The sequence below is a fragment of the Gemmiger formicilis genome, from assembly GCF_024462815.1.
Taxonomy (GTDB): Bacteria; Bacillota; Clostridia; order Oscillospirales; family Ruminococcaceae; genus Gemmiger.
Window position 1 is genome coordinate 55,636 of sequence record NZ_JANGCG010000006.1, and the last position, 21,135, is coordinate 76,770.

General features: G+C 56.1%; 14 protein-coding genes, 3 tRNA genes and 1 riboswitch. Of the genes, 5 read left to right on the forward strand and 12 right to left on the reverse strand.

Annotated elements, in window-relative coordinates:
* Positions 1-46: 46 nt before the first annotated feature.
* The 3 genes from acpP to NE623_RS06870 are packed head-to-tail and all read left to right on the forward strand — an operon-like array spanning position 47 to position 2,891.
* Entirely contained in the window at positions 47-283 is a 237-nt protein-coding gene (gene acpP / locus NE623_RS06860; protein WP_078784576.1) for an acyl carrier protein, read from the forward strand.
* A 36-nt stretch (positions 284-319) separates the two neighbouring features.
* Entirely contained in the window at positions 320-1,759 is a 1,440-nt protein-coding gene (gene proS, locus NE623_RS06865) for a proline--tRNA ligase (protein WP_256271536.1), read from the forward strand.
* Positions 1,760-1,802: 43 nt separating this feature from the next.
* Positions 1,803-2,891, forward strand: a complete 1,089-nt coding sequence (locus NE623_RS06870) for a hypothetical protein (protein WP_256271537.1) — start codon at positions 1,803-1,805, stop codon at positions 2,889-2,891.
* Positions 2,892-3,014: 123 nt separating this feature from the next.
* Here the strand turns inward: NE623_RS06870 and NE623_RS06875 are convergent, their stop codons facing one another.
* The 11 genes from NE623_RS06875 to NE623_RS06925 form a co-directional block, all read right to left on the reverse strand.
* Positions 3,015-4,475, reverse strand: coding sequence for a UDP-N-acetylmuramoyl-L-alanyl-D-glutamate--2,6-diaminopimelate ligase (locus NE623_RS06875; RefSeq protein WP_256271538.1), 1,461 nt, complete (start codon positions 4,473-4,475; stop codon positions 3,015-3,017).
* A gap of 16 nt (positions 4,476-4,491) precedes the next feature.
* Entirely contained in the window at positions 4,492-5,718 is a 1,227-nt protein-coding gene (locus NE623_RS06880; RefSeq protein WP_256271539.1) for a carboxylate--amine ligase, read from the reverse strand.
* 62 nt (positions 5,719-5,780) lie between these two features.
* Positions 5,781-7,631 (reverse strand): asparagine synthase (glutamine-hydrolyzing), encoded by a 1,851-nt coding sequence (asnB, locus tag NE623_RS06885; RefSeq protein ID WP_256271540.1) that lies wholly within the window; start codon positions 7,629-7,631, stop codon positions 5,781-5,783.
* 239 nt (positions 7,632-7,870) lie between these two features.
* A complete protein-coding gene (sufU, locus tag NE623_RS06890; RefSeq protein WP_256271541.1) occupies positions 7,871-8,332 on the reverse strand; it encodes a Fe-S cluster assembly sulfur transfer protein SufU in 462 nt (153 codons plus the stop codon).
* Complete coding sequence (locus tag NE623_RS06895) at positions 8,329-9,540, reverse strand: aminotransferase class V-fold PLP-dependent enzyme (protein ID WP_256271542.1); 1,212 nt, start codon at positions 9,538-9,540, stop codon at positions 8,329-8,331. The genes sufU and NE623_RS06895 overlap by 4 nt, the downstream gene beginning before the upstream one ends.
* The gene (locus tag NE623_RS06900) at positions 9,524-10,606 is read right to left on the reverse strand and encodes a SufB/SufD family protein (RefSeq protein ID WP_256271543.1); all 1,083 of its coding nucleotides are present in this window, start codon (positions 10,604-10,606) and stop codon (positions 9,524-9,526) included. The genes NE623_RS06895 and NE623_RS06900 overlap by 17 nt, the downstream gene beginning before the upstream one ends.
* A gap of 195 nt (positions 10,607-10,801) precedes the next feature.
* Positions 10,802-12,220: a Fe-S cluster assembly protein SufB gene (gene sufB / locus NE623_RS06905; RefSeq protein ID WP_256271544.1), complete on the reverse strand. Its 1,419-nt coding sequence runs from the start codon at positions 12,218-12,220 to the stop codon at positions 10,802-10,804.
* Positions 12,217-12,975: a Fe-S cluster assembly ATPase SufC gene (gene sufC, locus NE623_RS06910; protein WP_256271545.1), complete on the reverse strand. Its 759-nt coding sequence runs from the start codon at positions 12,973-12,975 to the stop codon at positions 12,217-12,219. Before sufC ends, sufB begins: the two co-directional genes overlap by 4 nt.
* 207 nt (positions 12,976-13,182) lie before the next feature.
* A tRNA-Asn gene (locus NE623_RS06915) sits at positions 13,183-13,259 on the reverse strand.
* Between the two features lie 150 nt (positions 13,260-13,409).
* Positions 13,410-13,485: transfer RNA gene (locus NE623_RS06920), tRNA-Gly, on the reverse strand.
* Positions 13,486-13,522: 37 nt separating this feature from the next.
* Positions 13,523-13,599 (reverse strand) — tRNA-Asn (locus NE623_RS06925).
* 527 nt (positions 13,600-14,126) lie between these two features.
* Between NE623_RS06925 and NE623_RS06930 the strand changes: the two genes are divergently transcribed.
* Positions 14,127-16,049, forward strand: coding sequence for a GLUG motif-containing protein (locus NE623_RS06930; RefSeq protein ID WP_256272932.1), 1,923 nt, complete (start codon positions 14,127-14,129; stop codon positions 16,047-16,049).
* 148 nt (positions 16,050-16,197) lie between these two features.
* Here NE623_RS06930 and NE623_RS06935 read toward each other — a convergent pair whose 3' ends face one another.
* A complete protein-coding gene (locus tag NE623_RS06935) occupies positions 16,198-19,041 on the reverse strand; it encodes a transporter substrate-binding domain-containing protein (protein WP_256272933.1) in 2,844 nt (947 codons plus the stop codon).
* A gap of 264 nt (positions 19,042-19,305) precedes the next feature.
* Positions 19,306-19,380, reverse strand: a riboswitch (cyclic di-GMP riboswitch).
* Positions 19,381-20,197: 817 nt separating this feature from the next.
* On the opposite strand from NE623_RS06935, the gene NE623_RS06940 reads away from it, so the two are divergent.
* Positions 20,198-21,133, forward strand: coding sequence for a DUF3991 domain-containing protein (locus NE623_RS06940; RefSeq protein ID WP_256272934.1), 936 nt, complete (start codon positions 20,198-20,200; stop codon positions 21,131-21,133).
* Positions 21,134-21,135 lie beyond the last annotated feature (2 nt).

The following is a 21,135-nucleotide window of genomic DNA, read 5'->3' on the forward strand; positions in this document are numbered from 1 at the left end:
ACGCTATATATTAAATGTATATCTGTGTATAAAAAGGAGTTAAAGTATGGATTCCGAAGTTTTTAGCCGCATCCGTGACTATCTGGCCGACCAGCTTGAGGTTGAGCCTGAAAAAATCACCCCAGACAGCGATATCGTCAACGATTTCGGCGCAGACAGCCTGGATGTTATTGATATGATTACCACCCTCTCCGATGAGTTCGGCGTCGAGATTCCCGACGAGGACATCGAGAATTTCCACACCGTCGGCGATGTGGTCAACTATCTGGAGGAGCGCATCTGAGCGCTTCGGTTTGTAAGAAAAGTGTGAGGACAGAAAATGGCAAACGATAAGAAAAAAATGGTCGAAGCAATCACCGCGCAGGAGGTTGACTTCGCCCAGTGGTACACCGATATCTGCACCAAGGCAGAGCTGGTTGAGTATTCCAGCGTCAAGGGCTTTGTGGTGCTGCGCCCCTATGGCTACGCCATCTGGGAAAACATCCAGAAGAATCTGGACGCCCGCTTCAAGGCCACCGGCCATGAGAATGTGGCCATGCCGGTGCTGATTCCCGAAAGCCTGCTGAAGAAAGAGGGCGAGCTGGTCAACGGCTTTGCCCCCGAGGTGGCCTGGGTTACCGCAGGCGGCAGCGACCCGCTGGAGGAGCGCCTTGCGGTGCGCCCCACCAGCGAGACGATGTTCTGTGACCATTTCAGCCATGTACTGCACTCCTACCGTGACCTGCCTATGCTGTACAACCAGTGGTGCAGTGTTGTCCGCTGGGAAAAGTCTACCCGCCCCTTCCTGCGCACCCGCGAGTTCTGGTGGCAGGAGGGCCACACCATCCACGAGACTGCCGAGGAGGCCAAGGCCGAGACCGAGCAGCAGCTGAACTGCTACGCCGACTTTGCCGAGCATGACCTGTGCATCCCGGTGCTGAAGGGCCGCAAGACCGACAAGGAGAAGTTTGCCGGTGCCGAGGCTACCTACACCATCGAGGCCATGATGAAGGACGGCAAGGCCCTGCAGAGCGGCACCAGCCACTACTTTGGCGATAAGTTCAGCCGCGCCTATGACGTGACCTTCACCGGCCGCGACAACACCCTGCAGTATCCGTTCCAGACCTCCTGGGGTGCATCCACCCGCCTGATTGGCGCCATCATTATGACCCACGGCGACGATGACGGCCTGATTCTGCCCCCGGCCATTGCCCCGGTGCAGGTGGTTATCGTGCCGGTTGCCGCCCACAAGCCCGGCGTGCTGGACAAGTGCCGCGAGCTGGCTGCCGAAATCGGCAAGTATGCCCGCGTTAAGCTGGATGACAGCGACAAGCAGCCCGGCTGGAAGTTTGCCCAGTGGGAGATGAAGGGCGTGCCCGTGCGTCTGGAGGTTGGCCCGCGTGACATCGAGAACGGCCAGTGCGTGCTGGTGCGCCGTGATACCCGCGAGAAGCAGTTTGTCAAGTTTGAGGAGCTGGCTACCGCCATCCCCGCCGCTATGGACGCGCTGGCAAAGGACCTGTACGAGCGTGCGCTGCAGAACCGTGAGAACCGCACCTACAGCGCCACCACGATGGACGAGGTCAAGCAGATTACCAAGGAGCACACCGGCTTCATCAAGACGATGTGGTGCGGTGACCTGGCCTGCGAGGAAGCCATGAAGAGCGAGGCTGGCCTGTCCAGCCGTTGTATGCCGTTTGCGCAGGAGCATCTGAGCGATGTCTGCCCGGTCTGCGGCAAGCCTGCCCAGAAGATGGTTGTCTGGGGCGTAGCTTACTAACAAAAAGGAAGCGGTGCCGCGGCACCGCTTTTTTGGTACAGGAATGAAAATTTTAGCTGCAACATTGCTGGTTTATGCGGCTGGCCTGCTGCTTACAGCGGTCGGCAGCCGTCTGGCCGGGCGGTGCACCACATGGTGCTGCGCCCTGCTGGGGCTGCCCATGTGGGTTGTGGGCGGCACAGTCGCGCCCTTATGCCTGGCGCTGCCCCAGCTTATGCTGGCGTTTCTGGCGGCGGGTATGTCGGTTACAGCGCTGGCCGTGGGCACGGCGCTGGCGGGCGCTGTCACAAATCTGGGGCTGGCGCTGGCGGTCTGTCTGCTGAACCGTCACCGCCCCGCCGTGGCCGAGCGCGACGAGTTCTGCCGCAAGTGTGTGCTTTTGCTGGCCGCCTGCGGCGTGCTGGTGCTCTTTGTGCGGGATGGAGAGCTGAGCTACACCGGCACCGGACTGCTGATGCTGTTATTTGTGCTGTTTGTGCTGATGAGCATTGCGTTCCAGCACGAGTTCACCTACGGCGATATGATTGAAGCGGTCTCCACCTCCGAGGAGGCCCCCAGCCCGCGGCTGGCCGCGCAGGACTATGGCTACACAGCCCACACGATGGCGTTCCCGGTTATGAATCTGCACAACTCGCTGAAGAATCTGGCGGGCGTTGTGGGCGGGCTGGCGCTGCTGGCGGCGGGGGCACAGGCGCTGCTCTACAGTGCCACCACGCTGGCCAACCTCACAGGCACAATACAGGCCCTCTGGGCGGCTTCGCTCATCAGCCTGGGATTCTGTATTCCTTTGCTGGTGGAGGCGCTGGAGCACCCGCTGGGCTCGGTCTGGAAGTGGTTTGCCGTGCGCTGCCGCTATTACCCGCCGGATTCGCTGCCCATCCAGCTGCTGAACAGCGCGATTCTGAACCTGACGCTGGCGCTGCCGATTTCCAGCCTGATGTACCGCCACAAGCTGCCGGTGGGCGCGCAGTTCCGCAGCTATGAGGTGCCGGTCTGCGCGGCTATGGCGTTGATTCTGTTGCTGCCGCCGCTGCGCAGGCACAAGCTCAAGCGCTGGCAGGGCGGGCTGTGCATGGTACTGTATGCGCTGTACCTCGCCGCTGCTCTGTTTGTACCGCGGGCCGGCGCGTAAAAGGGATGCGGCGTAAACCTGCGGCGGGGTGAGGTCACCCCGCCCCTACATAGATACCCACACATTTGAGAACAAAAAATAAGCCGCCTTGTGTTTCCGATGTGAAACACAAGGCGGCTGTTGTCATTTCTGCAATTTTGCGCAGGCCTCTTTGATGATGTCGCGCTCAACAAAATGCTGCTTTTGGCCGTGGATGAGCTGGTAATCCTCGTGGCCCTTGCCGGCAAAGAGGACAATGTCGCCCGGTTCGGCCATCTTTACCGCGGCATAAATCGCGTCGCAGCGGTCGGTGATGCAGGCGTAGGGCGCACCGGGGGCCATATGGCCCGCAATGTCCCGGATGACATCCTCCGGCGGCTCGTTGTCGGGGTTGTCGCTCGTGATGATGCTGTAATCCGCGTAGGCGCTGGATGCATCCGCCAGTTCCTTGCGGCGCACCTGCGTGCGGCCGCCGACCGAGCCGAACACACAAATCAGTCGGTGCGGCTGGTAGGCGCGCAGCGTTTTGAGCGCGCTGGTCAGCGCCAGACCGTTGTGGCTGTAGTCCACGATGAAGGTGCGGCCGGGCAGGCCCTCCACCACCTCAAAGCGACCCTGCACCGGGGTGTGGGCCAGTGTGGCGGCGGCCTGCGCGGGTGTCACACCGAAGGCCCCACACAGGGCAATGGCGCACAGCGCGTCTGAGGCGCTGAACGCGCCGGGGGACATAACCCGCACCGGGGTGGCCGCGCCGCCGTGCGCACAGACAAAATCAATGCCGAGCGCGGTCTCACTGCGGTACTGGGCCAGATTCCCGCCGTGGTAGTCAGCCGGGCTCTGGATGCCAAAGCTGACCGGCTCGCCTTGGAAGCCCTCGCGCATAAAGGTGCTGTAGGGGTCATCGGCGTTATAGACCATCGTGCGGGCATTGTATTCGGCAAACAGGCGGCGCTTGGCGCACTTGTAGTCCTCAAAGTCCGGGTGCTCGCCGGGGCCGATGTGGTCCTCCGACAGGTTGGTGAAGGCCACTACCTCAAAGGGCACGCCGTCCACGCGGTGATGGCGCAGGGCCTGACTGCTGACCTCCAGCACACAGTGGTGCACACCGGCGTCCAGCATTTTGCGGAACAGGCGGTGCAGCTCCAGGCTTTCGGGGGTGGTGTTGGCGGTGGCCTCGTGCACACCGGCAATGTCCACGCCGTTGGAGCCGATGTAGGCGCAGGGCAGGCCGGCCTCGGTCATAATGGCGGCGGTCAGCAGGGCGGTGGTGGTCTTGCCCTTGGTGCCGGTAATGCCAATCAGATGCAGCTTATCCGCGGGGTTGCCGTAGAAATCTGCACCGATGACCGCCAGCGCGGCGCGGGTGTCCTCGGTGACAATCTGCACGGCGTCGGCGGGCAGGACCAGCGTGCGCTCGACCAGAAAGGCGCGGCAGCCGTTCCGGTAGGCGCTCTCCGCATAGGTGTGGCCGTCCAGCCACGCGCCGACCAGACAGACGAACAGCGCCCCAGGCCCCGCCTTGCGGGAATCGTAGGTGATAGCGGTGATGTCCGCATCGGACGCGCCGGTGTGGTCAATGCGGCGGACAAGGTCGTTCAATTTCATAGAAAATTTCCTTTTGTTACTTCTTGACCGGATAATAGGTCTTGAACTTCTTGAACTGGCGGCGCAGCTGTTCCAGCACGCAGGCGTAGCGCACAGGATTCCACAGCAAATCGGGCTTGTAGAGCAGGGAGCAGGCCTCCTTGCCCTGTGCCTTCAGCGCTTTGGCGCGGGCCACAAGATCCTTGTCCTCAGTGTAGGTGAAGGCCACCTGCGCGGGCACGTGATGCCAGAACACCTCATTCTTGTTCAGCACGCAGTCGGTGCCGCCGTCATTCCACTTTTCCACAACAAGGCGTGCAATATTCATGCCGGTGGCGGTCACATAGTAGTTGCTGCGGCCCTGACGGAGGTTGATTTCAAACACGCGGTAATCGCCGGGCGTGCCGCTGTACTTGATGTCAAAGTTGGAGAAGCCGGTGTAGTGGCAGGCTTCCAGCATCTTGCGGATGTTCTCGACCAGCGGCAGGGAGGTGGTGTCCTCGCTGACGATGGCGGCGTGATTGCCCAGTCCGTGCGGGGTATGCTCCTCGACCATCGTGTGGCCCAGGCACATGGCGCGGACCTTGCCGTTCTCGTCCGAGAAGGCGGTCAGCACGCGCATATGGTCATCGCCGCCCGGCACCATCTTCTGCAGCACCATGCGGTCAGGGTAGCCGCTGGCGTAGATGGTCTTGACGATTTCGGCGGCCTCGGCGGGGGTGGCGGCAGTGTAGACCTTCTTCATCGTGTCGAAGGGGTGCTTCCAGTAGTCAACGCTGGAGGACGGCTTGACGATGATGGGGTAGGCGAAGCCCAGCTTCTCCTCGGTCAGTTCAGCGGCGTCCACGGGGGCCGACAGAATTTTGGAGTCGGGGTAGGGGATACCGAACTTCTCGCAGACCTCGTAGAACTCGGCCTTTTTCTGGATGGAGCCGTACAGGTCGGCGGCGGGGCCGGGGGCGATATACTCGGTCAGCTCGGCCTTGCGGCGGATAATCATGGCGGCGTAATCGTCGGTGCAGCCGAACAGATAGAGCCGGTTGCCCTTGTGCTGGGCGGCAAACTTATGCAGGATGCGCAGCATCGTGTCCTCGTTGTCCATATCAGGCACGGTGGTGAAGTGGACGATTTTGGAATACTTGGTCGGGGCCATCGGGTAGCGGCCAAAGGCATAGCTATCCACGCCGTAAGCCTCATGGAAGGCCCGGGCAAAGTTATAACAGTTGAGGTCTGCGCCTAAAAATACAGGGATAATGGCGGGCATAGAAATACATCTCCAATTTCTGGTAGCTTTGGGCTTCCCCTTTTGGGGGAAGGCTTTACCGCTTACGCATCAAATTTCTCAAAGAACTGCTCGTGCCACGTCAGGAAGGTGTAGGCAGTCCAGATTTTGCGGCGCTCGTGCTTGGGGTCGGCCAGCATGGCAACCAGCTTGTCCTGGTTGAAATACTCGGCGGCCACATCGCTGGTAAAGCTCTTGCGCACCTTGGCGGAAAACTCCGGGTCCTCCAGCCACTTGGCAATCGGCACCGGGAAGCCCTTCTTGGTGCGGTTGGCCCACGCGTCGGGCAGGGTCTTGTTGGCGGCGGTGCGCAGCACGGCCTTGGTGTCGCCGCGCAGCTTGTAGCTGTCGGGGTAGGCCTGCGCCTCGCGCAGAACCTCGCGGTCAAGGTAGGGCACGCGCAGCTCCAGACTGTGGGCCATGCTCATCTTGTCGGCCTTCAGCAGGATGTCGCCGGGCAGCCAGAGGTTCAGATCAAGGTACTGCTTCTTTTCCAGCTCGCTCAGGTCTTTCACGCGGTCATAAATCGGCGCGGCAACCTCGCGGGCTGTGGGGCCGACGCGGTACTTCGGCTTCAGAATGTCATAGGCGTCCTTCTCCTCAAAGACGTGTGCCTGCCCGATAAACCAGTCCTCGGGGCGGCCGCTGCCCTTGATGATGAAGTCATGCCCCTTGAAGTAGGGCAGCTGCTGGCTCACATCGCTGGCCAGATGGCGCAGCGGGGCGGGCACGTGCTTGTACTTCTGCATCAGCGGGGTGTCGGCATACCACTCATAGCCCGCGTAGATTTCGTCCGCGCCCTCGCCGGAAAGCACAACCGTGACGTGCTGGCGGGCCAGCTGGCAGAGAAAATACAGCGGCACGCTGGACGGATTGGACTGGGGCTCGTCCATGTGGTACTGGATGTCCGCAAAGGCGTCCAGGCACTGCTCCTTGGTCAGCATTTCGCGGTAGTTCTTGATGCCCAGCTTCTGGGAAAGCTCCCCCGCCTCGGTGGTCTCGTCAAACTTGTGGGTGCCGTCCGGGCTGGCAAAGCCGACCGAGAAGGTCTCATCGGGCATCAGGCAGGCGGTGATATAGCTGGAATCCACGCCGCCGGACAGGAAAGCGCCCAGCTTGACATCGCTGATGCGGTGGGCGGCAACACTCTCGCGCACGCGGGCATCAATCTGGTCGGCCGCGGCCTCATAGGAGAGGGTGGTGGGGTGGCGGAAATCCACATCCCAGTAGCGCTCAATGTGCATCTGGCCGTCCTTGTAGGTGAACCAGTGCGCCGGGGGCAGCTTGTAGGTTCCCTTGAAGAAGGTCTCGTTCATGGCGCTGTACTGGAAGGTCAGGTAGGGGCGCAGTGCCTCGGCGTTGACCTCGCGGCGGAAGCCCGGGTGCTCGAGCAGGCTCTTGATTTCACTGCCGAACAAGAGCTCGCCCGCGTCGGTCTGGGTGTAGTAGAACGGCTTGATGCCGAAGATATCGCGTGCGCCGTACATTTCGTTGGTCTTGGTATCCCACACGACAAAGGCAAACATACCGCGCAGCATACCGGCCAGCTTGGTGCCGTACTCCTCATAGCCGTGGATGATGACCTCGGTGTCGCAGTGGGTCTTGAAGATGTGGCCCTTGGCCTGCAGCTCGGTGCGCAAATCCATAAAGTTATAAATCTCACCGTTGAAAACGCAGACAACCGTGCCATCCTCATTGTACATGGGCTGCTTGCCTGCAGCCAGGTCAATGATGCTCAGGCGGCGGAAGCCCAGTGCAATGGCGGTGCGGGGATCCTCGCCGCTGATGTGATACCCCTCCATATCGGGACCGCGGTGAATGATGCGGTCGGCCATTTTGTGCAGGATGGCCTCGCGCTGTTCACGCAGACCGGTAAAGCCAACAAAACCACACATAGGTTCATTCCCTTTCGTATATAGAACAATTAGACAGAATTTTACTTATATATTTGTATATTGTACCACAGATGCAGGGAAAAGAAAAGTGGTAAAGCGGAATGGTAAAAGATTTTGTAGGGGTCGATGCTTGGCATCGACCCGGGAACGCTGCCGCCGCTGATAAACTGCGCGGGCGGATGCGCAGCTTTCAACAAAAATGAGGCAGAGCGTTGAAACTCTGCCTCATATAAACGGTTTTACGCTTTATCTTCCGTCGTCACCTTGTCGGTCTTGCCCTCGCCGTCCAGCGCTTCCTCCAGCGTGTGCCATGCCAGCACGGCGCACTTGACGCGGGCGGGCACATGGGCGATGCCCTGCAGGGCAGCCACGTCCTCCAGGTCGTCCAGCTCCTCGGGCGTGATTTTGCCTTTAATCATCTGGAAATACAGGCTGATTAAGCGGTGGGCGTCCTCCACGGTGCGGCCCTTCACAAGGTCAATCATCAGGGAGGCAGACGCCTGCGAAATCGCACAGCCGCTGCCGATGAAACCGGCGTCCTCAATTTTGCCGTCCTTCACGCGGAGCTGCAGGGTGATATCGTCACCGCAGCTGGGGTTGACGCCCTCCAGACTGTGGGTGGCGCACTCCACGGGGTGTCGGTTCTCCTTGCTGCGGCTGTTCTCGGTAATGATCTGGGTATACAGTTCGTTCAGGTTCACAGGCCCATCACCTTTCTGACATTTTCAAGATTTTCCAGCAGGGCGTCCACGTCCTCGGGCGTGTTGTAAATCGCCACACTGGCGCGGCAGCAGCTGCCGATGCCCAGGTACTCCATCAGGGGCTGGGCGCAGTGATGTCCGGCGCGCACGGCCACGCCGCCCGCGTCCAGAATGGTTGCTACATCGTGGGGGTGCACCTCGTTGACATTGAAGCTGACAACGCCGTAGCGGCCCTCAGCCACCGGCTCACCATAGACGGTCAGCCACGGCATGGCGCGCATACCGGCCAGCATACGGTCAAGCAGCATGTGCTCGTGCTCCTCCATGGCCTGCCAGCCGATGCCCTTCATGTAGTCGATGGCGGCGGCAAAGCCGACCTCGCCGCCGACGTTGCGGGTGCCGGCCTCGAACTTGCGGGGGCCGTCGGCCCAGGTGGCACCGCTCTCATGCACAGCGGCAATCATATCGCCGCCGCTCAGGAACGGGGGCATTTTTTCCAGCAGTTCGGCGCGGGCGTACAGCGCGCCGACGCCCATCGGAGCATACAGCTTGTGGGCGGAGCAGGCCGCAAAATCCACATCCAGCTTCTTCACGTCCACCGGGGTGTGGGGTGCGCTCTGGGCGCAATCCAGCACCACCACAGCGCCTACGGCGTGGGCGCGTTTGACGATCTCCTCCATGGGGGCACGCAGGCCCAGCACATTGGAGACCATCGCCACCGCGACAACTTTTGTCTTGGAAGTGATTTTCTTGTCGAGCTCCTCGGTGGTCAGGCGGCCGTTCTCGCCGGGGTACATATAGACCAGCTTTGCGCCGGTGGCCTTGGCCACGCGCTGCCACGGCACCATATTGGAGTGGTGCTCCGCCACGGAAATGACGATTTCGTCACCCTCGTGAAGAAAGTTCATACCGTAGCTGTAGGCAACCAGGTTCAGGCTCTCGGTCGTGTTCTGGGTAAAGACGATTTCATCGTCCTCGGCGTTGAAGAACTGCGCCACGGTGTGGCGGGCCCCCTCGTGGGCATCGGTGGCGCGCATAGCCAGCTCATAGACGCCGCGGTGGGGGTTTGCGTTCTCTTTATTATAGTAATTGACCACCGCGTTCAGAACCTGCGTGGGGTGCTGGGTGGTGGCGGCGCTGTCCAGATAGACAAGGCGCTTGCCGTTTTCGTCTGCGGCCAGAATGGGAAAATCAGCCGTCCAGTTCATCGTTCAGCCTCCCTGCAACATTTTCACGTACCTCGTCCTGCAAGTCCGCCAGCGGAATCTTGTCGATGGCCGGGGCAAAGCGGGCGTCCACCATCAGGCGGCGGGCCTGCGCCTCGCTCAATCCGCGGGAGCGCAGATAGTAGAGCTTGTTCTCGTCCAGACGGCCGACCGAGGCGGCGTGCTGGCCCTCGACCTCCTCCTCACCGCAGAGGATGAGGGGTGCTGTGCGGTTGCGGGCGTTGGGGCTGAACAGCAGCACGTCCTCGCTCTCATGGCCGACACCGCGCTTGGCACCGCGCTGAAAATCCACCGTGCCGCGCAGAATTTTGCTGGCGTGGCCGGTCAGCACACCGGCGGTGTGCATCTCGCACAGGGTGTCCTTGCCGGTGTGGACGGAAACATCATTGAAGTCCAGCACATCGCTGCCGGAGCCAAAGTAGACGGCGTCCAGATCGTACTCGCACTTGTTGTGGTCCAACACGGCGCGGGTGCCGCAGGCGGTCACAGCGCCGCCCAGCTCAATGCGGACCTGCTCCACGCGGGCGGAGGTGGCCTCCTCAATCGCAACGGCGTTCCAGCGGCGGGCTTGATTGCCCAGCAGCTGCACCTGCACCAGAATCACATGGGCGTTTTCCGCCGCACGGATGCGGGTCAGGTTGGCGGAAACGCCGTTCTCGGCATCGCCGCGCACAACCTGCACCACGGTCAGGCTGCTGCCTGCGGCAGCGTCCACCGTCAGATAGGTCAAAGCGTGGGGATGGTCGGCATCCAGCTTCGTTTCAAAGACAACCGGCGCATCGGCGGTGCCGCTGACGGCCAGATGGTTCACAAGGTTGGCGTTCTCAGCCAGCCAGCTGTCGGCCTCGGTGCCCATGCCGCTTTCCGCAAAATGGGCAAAGTCAGCCTCGGTGGGGGCAATCACGCCTGCAGGCAGGGCAGGGGAGAGCGCGGCGGCCTTGGCCCAGCCCCCGGCGGGCACACCGGGCAGCGCCGCGGACGCCGGTGCATAGTTCACGCCCAGCGGGTTCCAGGTGGAAACCGGCAGGCGGTTCATGGTAGAATTCATAAGCAATAATCACCTATTATTTTAACTATTGGTAATCAATATTACTGGCAGATAGGCAAATAAGAAATAATAAATAATAAATAATAAAAATGGTGGAGTTTTCTCCCTGCGGTCGAAAACGAATTTTTGACGTGAGGGTATTGGCAAGGATTTATTATTTCTTATTTTTTATTTATTATTTCTGACGCGGCAGCGTCAGCCGATGCTTCCCTTCATCTCCAGATGGATCAGGTTGTTCATCTCAACCGCGTATTCCAGCGGCAGCTCCTTGGCGATGGGCTCGGCAAAGCCGCCGACGATCAGGGCGCGGGCGTCCTCCTCAGTCATACCGCGGCTCATCAGGTAGAAGATGGCCTCCTCACTGATGCGGCCAATCTTGGCCTCATGCCCGACGTCCACTGCGTCACAGCGGATGTCCATGGCGGGAATCGTGTCGGAACGGCTGCGGTCGTCCAGCATCAGCGATTCGCAGCTCACGCTGGATTTGCTGCCCTTGGCGTTCGGCAGCACCACAACAGAAGAGCGGAAGTTGGAAACGCCGCCGTCGCGGGCAATGCTCTTGGTGGAGATATGGCTGGTGGTGTTCGGTGCAGCGTGGACAACCTTGGCGCCGGTGTCCAGATCCTGCCCGGCACCCGCAAAGGTGATGCCGGTGAACTCCATGCGGGCGCCCTCGCCCTGCAGGACGCTCATCGGGTACAGGCAACCGGTGTGGGAGCCGAACGAGCCGGAAACCCACTCAATCGTGCCGCCCTTTTCCACCTTGGCGCGCTTGGTGTTCAAGTTGTACATATTCTTGGACCAGTTCTCAATCGTCGAGTACCGCACACGGGCACCCTCGCCGACGAAAATCTCCACGCAGCCCGCGTGCAGGTTGGCCACGTTGTACTTCGGGGCGGAGCAGCCCTCGATGAAGTGCAGATACGCGCCCTTGTCCACAATAATCAGGGTGTGCTCGAACTGCCCCGCGCCGGGTGCGTTCAGGCGGAAATAGGACTGCAGCGGAATATCCACGTGTACGCCCGCGGGGACGTAGACGAAGGAACCGCCGCTCCACACAGCGCCGTGCAGCGCCGCAAACTTGTGGTCGGTGGGGGGCACGCACTTCATAAAGTGCTCCTTCACCATATCGGCGTAGGGGCCGGTCAGTGCGCTTTCCATATCGGTGTAGACAACACCCTGCGCGGCGACCTCCTCCTTGACGTTGTGGTAGACGACCTCGGAGTCATACTGTGCGCCGACACCGGCCAGGCTGGAACGCTCGGCCTGCGGGATGCCCAGACGCTCAAAGGTGTTCTTGATGTCATCGGGAACCTCGCTCCACTTGCCGCGCATCTCGGTGTTGGGGCGCACATAGGTGACGATGTTGCTCATATCCAGCCCGGTCAGGGACGGACCCCAGTTGGGAATGGACATTTTATTATAGGTGTCCAGCGCCTTCAGGCGGAATTCACGCATCCACTCGGGGTCGTGCTTTTCCTCGGAAATCTTCTCGACGATTTCTGCCGTCAGGCCGGAATTGACCTCAAATGCCGCGTTGACCTTGTCCTTGATGTCATAGACACTGCGGTCAACCTCAGCTACCTCGGTCTTTTCAGTCTCGAAGGCTCTCATTTTGCTTCGTCCTCCTTCAGGGCGGTGAAGCCTTCCTCAATAATCTCATTGACCAGGCTGCCGTCACCGGTGCGCACAATGCGGGCATCGTCCAGCACATGGACGTAATCGACCTGCAGGCCCTCCAGAATCTTGGCGTTGTGGGTGATGATGATGAGGGCATTGTCCGCGTTGTGATAGGCCTTGATGCCGCTGGCCACCGTCTTGACGGCGTCGACGTCAAGGCCGGAGTCAGTCTCATCCAGCAGGGCCAGCGCGGGCTTGAGCATGAGCAGCTGCAGAATCTCGGCCTTCTTCTTCTCACCGCCGGAGAAGCCAACGTTCAGATAACGGTCGGCGTAGGACGGGTCCATGTTCAGGGCCTCCATCTGGGCGGCCATCTCATGGCGGAACTTCATGACCTTGACCGGCTTGCCGGTCACAGCGCCGGCCGCCGTGCGCAGGAAGCTCTCCAGCGTGATGCCGGGAATTTCCTCCGGCGTCTGGAAAGACAGGAACATACCGGCGCGGGCGCGGACGTCCGCGGTCTCGTGGGTGATATCCTGCCCGCGGAAGATAATCTGGCCGCGGGTGACGGTGTAGCGGGGATCGCCCATCAGGGCGCTCATCAGGGTGGACTTGCCGGCACCGTTGTGGCCCATCAGAACGTGGGTCTCGCCGGCATTTACGGTAAGGTTCAAGCCGTCGAGAAGAACCTTGTTTTCCTCACCGACAACGACCTGTAAATCTTTGACTTCCAGCAGCGGGCTGCTCATGGAAAAAACACCTCCAAGTGGTATAAACCGGGATATGGGCACAAGTGTCCCCCCGGATAGTTTTGCTCTACCGAACTATACTATACTATTTTTATAGGGATTGCAAGAGGAAACTGCAAGAAAGTGGCACAGAACGGTAAAAAAGGCCAATTTTCGGGCGAGTGGCAGCAAAACAAAAAGGCTTGAAGCGATTGCTTCAAGCCTTGATGGCTGCCCCAGTCCGACTTGAACGGACGACACCCTGATTAACAGTCAGGTGCTCTAACCAACTGAGCTATGGGGCAATATTCAATTTGTCTGCCGTCAGGCGACTTTATTATTATAGCGGCATCCGGGCCGGTTGTCAATAGAGAAAACCGAAAAAATCGAAATTTTGTGCGGGCAGGGGCGCACAAAAAAATCGGCTGAAGCGCTTGCTTCAACCGATTCTGAAATGGAGCGGCCGACGAGGCTCGAACTCGCTACCTCCACCTTGGCAAGGTGGCGCTCTACCAGATGAGCTACGGCCGCATAAAAAAATCACCGAGATGGTCGGTGATTTTTTTGTTGGCTGCCCCAGTCCGACTTGAACGGACGACACCCTGATTAACAGTCAGGTGCTCTAACCAACTGAGCTATGGGGCAATAACTTTGCGTCTGTGTCAGACGACGCTAATTATTATAGCAATGTTGGTAGGGCTTGTCAATAGCTTTTTTCAAAAAATGTAAAAACGGAGAGTAATATTTTGAAAAACACTTGAGATTTTTGGGAAAATCTGCTATGATACCGTTGTATATTTATGGGGCAGAGGGATTTATATCCTTTTTTGCTTTAGAAATTATGGAAGGAGGGCTTGACAATGATACGCAAAGGTGCGAAAATGGCTCGGCTCGGCTCGGCTCGGCTCGGCTCGGCTCGGCTCGGCTCGGCTCGGCAGTAGTATTGCGCCTTTTTTTCAGTGTGTCAAGCTCTATTACATTAAATTATTGTGTAAAATCCGGAAGCAGGGTGAACTATGCCCTGCTTTCGGATTTTTTCTTTTGTGGGAAGGGGGAACACTGTTGAAACTTTACGCCTAAATGTCAGGTGTTGCGAATGCTTCAATCTATTTTATCGGTACACTTACTGCGGCAACAATTTTTAATGACTTAGACACACAGGAGGAATGAAAATGAAGAAAAAAGTTCTTAGCTTCCTGCTAACGCTTTGCCTTGTTATGACTTTCGTGCCAATGGCAGCGTTTGCTGAGGGACCCGACAAAATCTCAATCACAACAGTAGATGAGCTTTTGCAATTTGCAAAAGCTGTGGACAATGGCGAATATGACGATAAAACAGATGCGGTTGTATCGCTTGATGCAGATTTGGATTTAACAGGTGTTGCGTGGAAACCGATTGGCAGCGTATTTGCTGCTGATGGAACTCTGCAGCATTACTTCAGCGGCAAATTTTACGGAAACGGACATACGATTTCCAATTTAGATTTTTCCGAAAACTATGGAAAGACAGAGTATCCGTCTTTTGGATTTTTCAGTGAGGTTTACGGCGCTGAAATTTCCGGTTTGACAATTCAAGGCAAGCTGGATGTGGCCAATTCAGAGTATGTCTATTTTGGAACGGTGGCGGGCGTTGCAGCAGGCAGCAAAATTTCTGACTGCGTTTCGGATGTATCGTTCACGGATACAGATAAATATATAAACGGTACTTTGGCTATGTGCGGATATGCGATAGATAGCACGATTGAACACTGCCAAAACAAGGGGAATTTTTCAATAACGAAGGATGTAACTTCTTTTCAGATGAGCGGTATCGTAGGTATTGCTCAAAACAGTACCGTACAGTATTGCGCCAATACAGGCGCTATGACCTCTTGGACACCCTGTACCGGCGGAATTGTTGGGCAGTTGATTCAGAACTCAAAGGTCATAAATTGTTATTCCACCGGGAAAATGGTCCCTCTTGGCAAGGGAGATAGGGATTTCGGCGGCATTGCAGGCACAGTTGGTGCAGGTACAGAAATCAGACATTGCTATTTCGCCGGGGAAGTGGATTTGTCTCAATATACTGCCACTAAACCTTATACGCGTTTAGGCGGTATTGCAGGCGGTGTTTCTTCTAATACACCAGTTTTTGAAAACAATTATTTCATTGAAACAGAAAATGCTACTGCTTGCAGTAAGTATACAGATGCAGGTACAGCAAAGACCCTTGACTATATGAAAACCGAGGATTTCTATAAGGAAATCAATGCTGCCGGTGGCAATTATCGGCTTAATTCGGATGGTTTCCCGGCTTTGCCAGCACCGAAATATGCAGTTTCTTTTGTTGTAACGCCTGCCGAGTTGGCGAATGTAGCCATTAAAGTGAATGGTCAGGAAGTAGCAAACCCTGTTGATTTGGAAGCGGGTACTTATACTGTCGAAGTCAGCGCAGATAATTGCGAGGATTTCAATTCCGATATTACGATTACGGCTGATACAGCAACGCATACGCAGACCATTGCAATGACTTATTTGCCTGCCAACTACACTAAGGTCGACGAAGCCATCGCCAAGGCAAAGGCACTGAACAAGGACAACTACAAGGACTTCACCGGCGTGGAAACCGCCGTCAATGCTGTTGTCCGTGACAAGAATATCACTGAACAGGGCGAAGTGGATACAATGGCGAAGGCTATTGAAGATGCCATTATCGCCCTGCAGTACAAGGATGCTGACTACACCAAGGTCGATGCAGCCATTGCCAAGGCAAATGCACTGAACAAGGCCAACTACAAGGACTTCTCCGCTGTGGAGGCCGCTGTCAATGCCGTTGTCCGTGGTAAAAACATTACCGAGCAGAGCGAAGTGGATGCTATGGTAAAAGCTATCGAAGATGCCATTGCAGCCTTGCAGTACAAGGACGCTGGCAAGACCACACCGACACCTGCCGCAACGCCCGCGCCGACTCCCGCTGTGACAACCGCGCCTCAGAGCATCATTCCGCAGACCGGCGACACAAGCAACCCTGCTCTGTTGGTTGTCCTTATGCTGGTCAGCGGTAGTGCAGCCATTGGAACAGCCGTTGTTGCCGGCAAGAAAAAGCACAACAGATAACTGAACAGCAACCTATTCGCTCTATCTTCCGAGCAAGACAAAAGCGCCGTAGCAATACGGCGCTTTTGTGTTACCCGGAAGCGACAACCAGCGGCAAGCAGCAAACGGCGGTAAGGATACCTCCGCTGTCTTGATTTGCAAAAAGCTGTCATGACTTATTCAGATTTCTCGCAATGACTTTGGCTGCCTCTGCCACATTAAGAGGCTTGGAAATATGACCGTTCATGCCCGCATCCAGAGAGGTCTGCACATCCTCCGCAAAAGCGTTGGCCGACAGTGCAATGATGGGGATTTCTTCTGCATCCGGGCGTTCCGCCTGCATGGCGCGGATGGCTTTTGCTGCCTGCAGTCCGTCCATTTTCGGCATCATAATGTCCATCAGGATAATATCATAGGTACCCGCCGGGTGATTGGCAAACAGGTCGACAACCTCCTGCCCGTCCGCCGCATGGGTTACAATCATCCCCGAATCCTCTAACAGTATCGTGGCAAGCTCGGCGTTCAAATCGTTATCCTCTGCCAGAAGCACCTTGACCCCTTTCAGGCTTTTGTGCTTTGCCGGCTTCTTTGTTTCTTCGACCTTTTCAGAGCTTGTCAGCTCCATGGGGATTTCCACGGTAAAGGTCGTGCCGACTCCCTTTTTGCTTTCCACCGCAATGGTTCCGCCCATCAATTCTACATATCTCTTTGCGATGGGCATACCCAGACCTGTGCCTTTATACTGCGTTCTTGCGTCGTTTTTCTCCTGTTCAAATTCGTCAAAGAGCTTTGTCAGAAATTCCTCGCTCATACCGACACCGGTATCCTGAACTCGATAGCAAACCACTCTGTGCTGTGCATCAGCTCCCGGACGGTTGCTCACATCCAGACGGATCGTACCGCCGTCATTGGTGAATTTTACGGCGTTGTTCAGGATGTTGACCAGAATCTCCCGGATGCGGACAGGCTCCGTCATGACATAGGGATTTTCCATCGGTTCACGGTGTACCTCAAAGTTCAGGCTCCGGTTCAGAAGGGTACCGTTTATGATTTCAACTGCACTATCCGTAACGGCGGTGATATCCGCCGGAACCGGGGAGAATTCCACCTTTCCGCTTTCGATGCGGCTCAAATCCAGTATATCATTCAACAGGGACAGCAGATGATCCGAGCTGTCCTCGATTTTTTTCAGGCAGTTGTGGATTTCGGGTACAGAATCCTGATGCAACGCGATATTCGTAAAGCCGATGATGGCATTCATCGGGGTACGGATATCGTGGGACATATTGGAAAGAAAGACACTTTTTGCTTTGCTGGCGGCTTGCGCCTGCTCTGCAAGGGCGGTCATTTCTTCTGCTTTCTGCTGGGCGGCAAGCTGTAATTCTCTGCGCGTCTGCAAACGGCTCATAATAATAATCAGCGTGACCGCCATACATGAGATAAATACGATGATAAGGAAAGCCGCAGCCGGATGCAGGCGGAGCATATCTGCAAAGGTCAGATTTGTCGCTTTATATGTGGTGTACTGCACCGCAAGATCCTCGACAAGATTCTCCGGCATCGCGTACATTGCCTTTGTCAGGATACCTGCCAGCGCGTGATTTTCCTTGGAGGAAACCACCATGCGGTAGCTGAAGGTGGGCTGTTCCAGCAGCGTGTAGGTCATGGTGCCTGTCGTGTCGCCGTTGACAAACGCCTGCGCCATATAATAGTAGACAAACGCTGCATCCGCCTTGCCGTCACGGACAGCTTCCATCATCTCCTGACGGGTACTGCACATCAGTTTTTCCGCACCGGGTGCCACTGCATCTGCAATCGACTGGGCCGCGGTCTGATTGACCGTGGCGACGACATGGATGTTCCCGTCAAAATCTTTCCGCGTCACCCTTGCCATGCGCATCGTGATATAGGGTGCGGTCAATCCCCATTCTTTGGTTTCTGCGTAATTGTCCGTATCCAATCGTGCATCAATGCTGATGTCTACCGCGGTCTTATCGCTTTGATACGCGATATATTCATCTCTGGTTGCGGGGACAAGAAATTCATAGGAAAGCCCGGCATAGTCCGCTATCTTCCGGAAATAGTCCGGGAGAATGCCCTTTACCTTGCCATCTTCTGTATAAGAATAGGGATACCGGGTCGGGTCGCACAGGATGTGAAGGGGATTGTCCTTGGAATATTGGGCGATGATGCGATTTTCTTCTTCCGTATACTCCAGATTTTTGGCATCGGTGCTTTCGTGATTTTTGTTATAGAGGGTCGTTTTCCAGTTGCCCTCGGCGGCGTTCATCTGATCGATTGCATAATTTACCTGGTTCAGAAGCTCGGTATTTCCTTTTTTGACGATCACATAAAAATCACTGCTGCCGAATTTTTCAAGGATGCGCTCGTTGTTTATCCTGCGCAGGGAACTGGTGACAATGGCATCGACCGTTCCGTTCTGAAGGGCCGCTGCCATCTCCTCAGTCGAATCGAAATAAACCGATGTGTAGGTAAAGCCTTTGGTCTGTGCATACTCTGCAAATTCAATATTCCGGGAGTTTCCGTTCAGGAGTGCAACACGCATCCCATTGTAGGTACTGTATTGCCCCTCAACGATAGCAGTATTATCGCCGCGGATCGTCAGGATATCGTTGCTGGTTCCGATGGGACGGGAAAAATCAAACAATTTTTCGCGGTCAGGCGTTTTGCTGGCAGAAGTGACCATGTCGATCTCGCCGTTCAGCAGCATCTGCTGCATATCCTCCCAGCTTTTGTCATAGCCGATGTACTCATAGTCTGCATCCCAATAGCGCGCCATCAGGCGGAGGAAATCATAGCCGTAACCGCTGCGGTTTCCATCCTCATCCATCATGTGATAGCCGTCCATCGCAAAAAAGCCAACGCGCACGTGCTCATGCTGGCTTTCCGCCTCTTCCGCACGCGCCGGGAAAGACAGCAGCGCCGTTAGAATCAGCATCGCTGTCAGAATGGCCAGCTGCCTGTAAACACCGGCTCGCTTTATAAGATTCATAGTACGATCCCCTCTATGTTTATATTCTATGTATGGCGCCTAAAAAAGCAAACAACGCTTTCAAGGTATGGCGAACCCATACCTGAAAGCGTTATCTAACCTTATAAAACAATATTTGCGGGCAACTGAAAACGGCAGAGCATTATAGTTGCTCTGCTCCGCTCTGTTCTGTGGTCAGTATATCGCTGTGCATTCACCCTTGTCAACCCATGTTTTCAAAAAAGAACACAAAGCTACTGATGACAGAAAAAGCAACAATTTCTTGCTGGCAACTGGCTGACCCAATGGGTCCCTATAGCTTTGCGTCGCCGGCTTGCGCCGGGTTTGCTTATGAACTTATTAACAGGTATTATACCATATAATTCGTCGATGGACAAGTCAAAAATCAGAATAAATTCAAATGAATTCATTACGAAAAATGGCTTAGGTATAGGAAATGCCGGTGGTGGGGGTCTCCCGCGCCCTCGCAAACAGCCCACTGGGCTGATTTGCGTCCCGCTGCGGCGGGAACGGGCTGTTCGACCCCTCAACACTGGGAAATAAAAATAAGTCCCCCAGCTGTATCCCGGCTGGGGAACTTATTTTTATGCCGGTGATGGGGGTCGAACCCATACGGTGTCACCACCAACGGATTTTGAGTCGCCCCAAATGAGCGGAAATATGCGGTGTTTTTAGGAATTTCAAGGAACTTATTTTCTGCTCTTCTTCAACGAAAAGATGCCGTGTTACGGCATAATTTTCAATTTTCGAACGCACTCTCGATTGAAAAGCTGGCAGACCCAACGGAATCGAAAATTGTTCTTACATTGTGGACAATCTTTCAAAAATGGCAGACCAAAAACTATTGCATTCGGAAAATAAAAGCACATAAAAAACGGCAGTACCCAATAGCGGACATTTTTCTACTATCTAACGGTTTGGCGACCCGCTATTATTCAAAAACTGTCATTCTGCCACTTTGTTACACTTGTCAAAACTATCCAAGGGGAAACTATATCTTTTTATAGGAATAGGGCGCGGCGCGTTCCTCTCCCCCACACCCCCTCTCCAGCTGGCTGAAGAAACAGCCAACTGAAAAAGAGAATATCGGCTCTTATAAGCATCTTACCTGTCCACAGGCAAGGTGCTTTTTTAATTTCAAAAATCGGAGGTTATCATGGGTAAATATCAGAAAAACATCGAAGCGGCAAGGCGCATCAGCGTAATGCAGTATCTCGAAACCTACCACCCCGGCGAGCTGGTTCGCAAAACGGACAAGGAGTATTGCACCAAGACGCACAGCAGCCTTGTTATCACGCCCGCAAATGGGCTGTTTCACTGGTTTTCGCAGAGCAAGGGTGGCAACAATGCACTCGACTATCTGGTAAAGGTCGAGGGCATGGATTTTGTCTCAGCGGTACGGTTGCTGAACGAAATGACACCGATGCCGGTCTCTGTTCAGACGGCTAAGGCAGCACCTGTGCAGCAGCAGACATCCCGCCCCTTTGTGCTGCCGCCTGCGGACAGGAACACCGAAGCTGCAACGGCCTATCTGATGCACCGTGGCATCAGCCCGAAAGTGCTGCGCTACTGTGTGGGTAGTGGAATCCTATACCAAACTACGCGCGGCAACTACCGCAACTGCGTTTTTGTGGGCAAAGATGAAAACGGCGTACCGCGCTCTGCTTTTCAGCGCGGCTGTCAAGGCAGCTTTCGCGGAGATGTCGCGGGCAGCCAAAAACAGTATGGCTTTCTGATTCCCGCCGAATCAGAAAACTGCGATACCGTGGAAATCTACGAAGCCCCCATTGATGCCATGTCCGGCGCAACGCTGCGGCAGTACAAACACGATTCCCCGTGGCGTAGCGTCCACTACTTGGCGCTGGGCGGGTTGAACCATCAGCCGATTGACTACTTTTTGCAGCAGCATCCCGAAGTAAAGCGCGTGTCGCTTTGCTTTGACCGTGACGACCCCGGACGAAACTTCACAAAAATTGTTGCGAAACAGCTTGCAGAACGCGGATATATCGTACAGGACGCGCCCCCGGCCATAGGCAAGGATTATAACGACTATCTGCTGGCGGCTCGTAGACTTATCAGCATGGAACGGTAAAG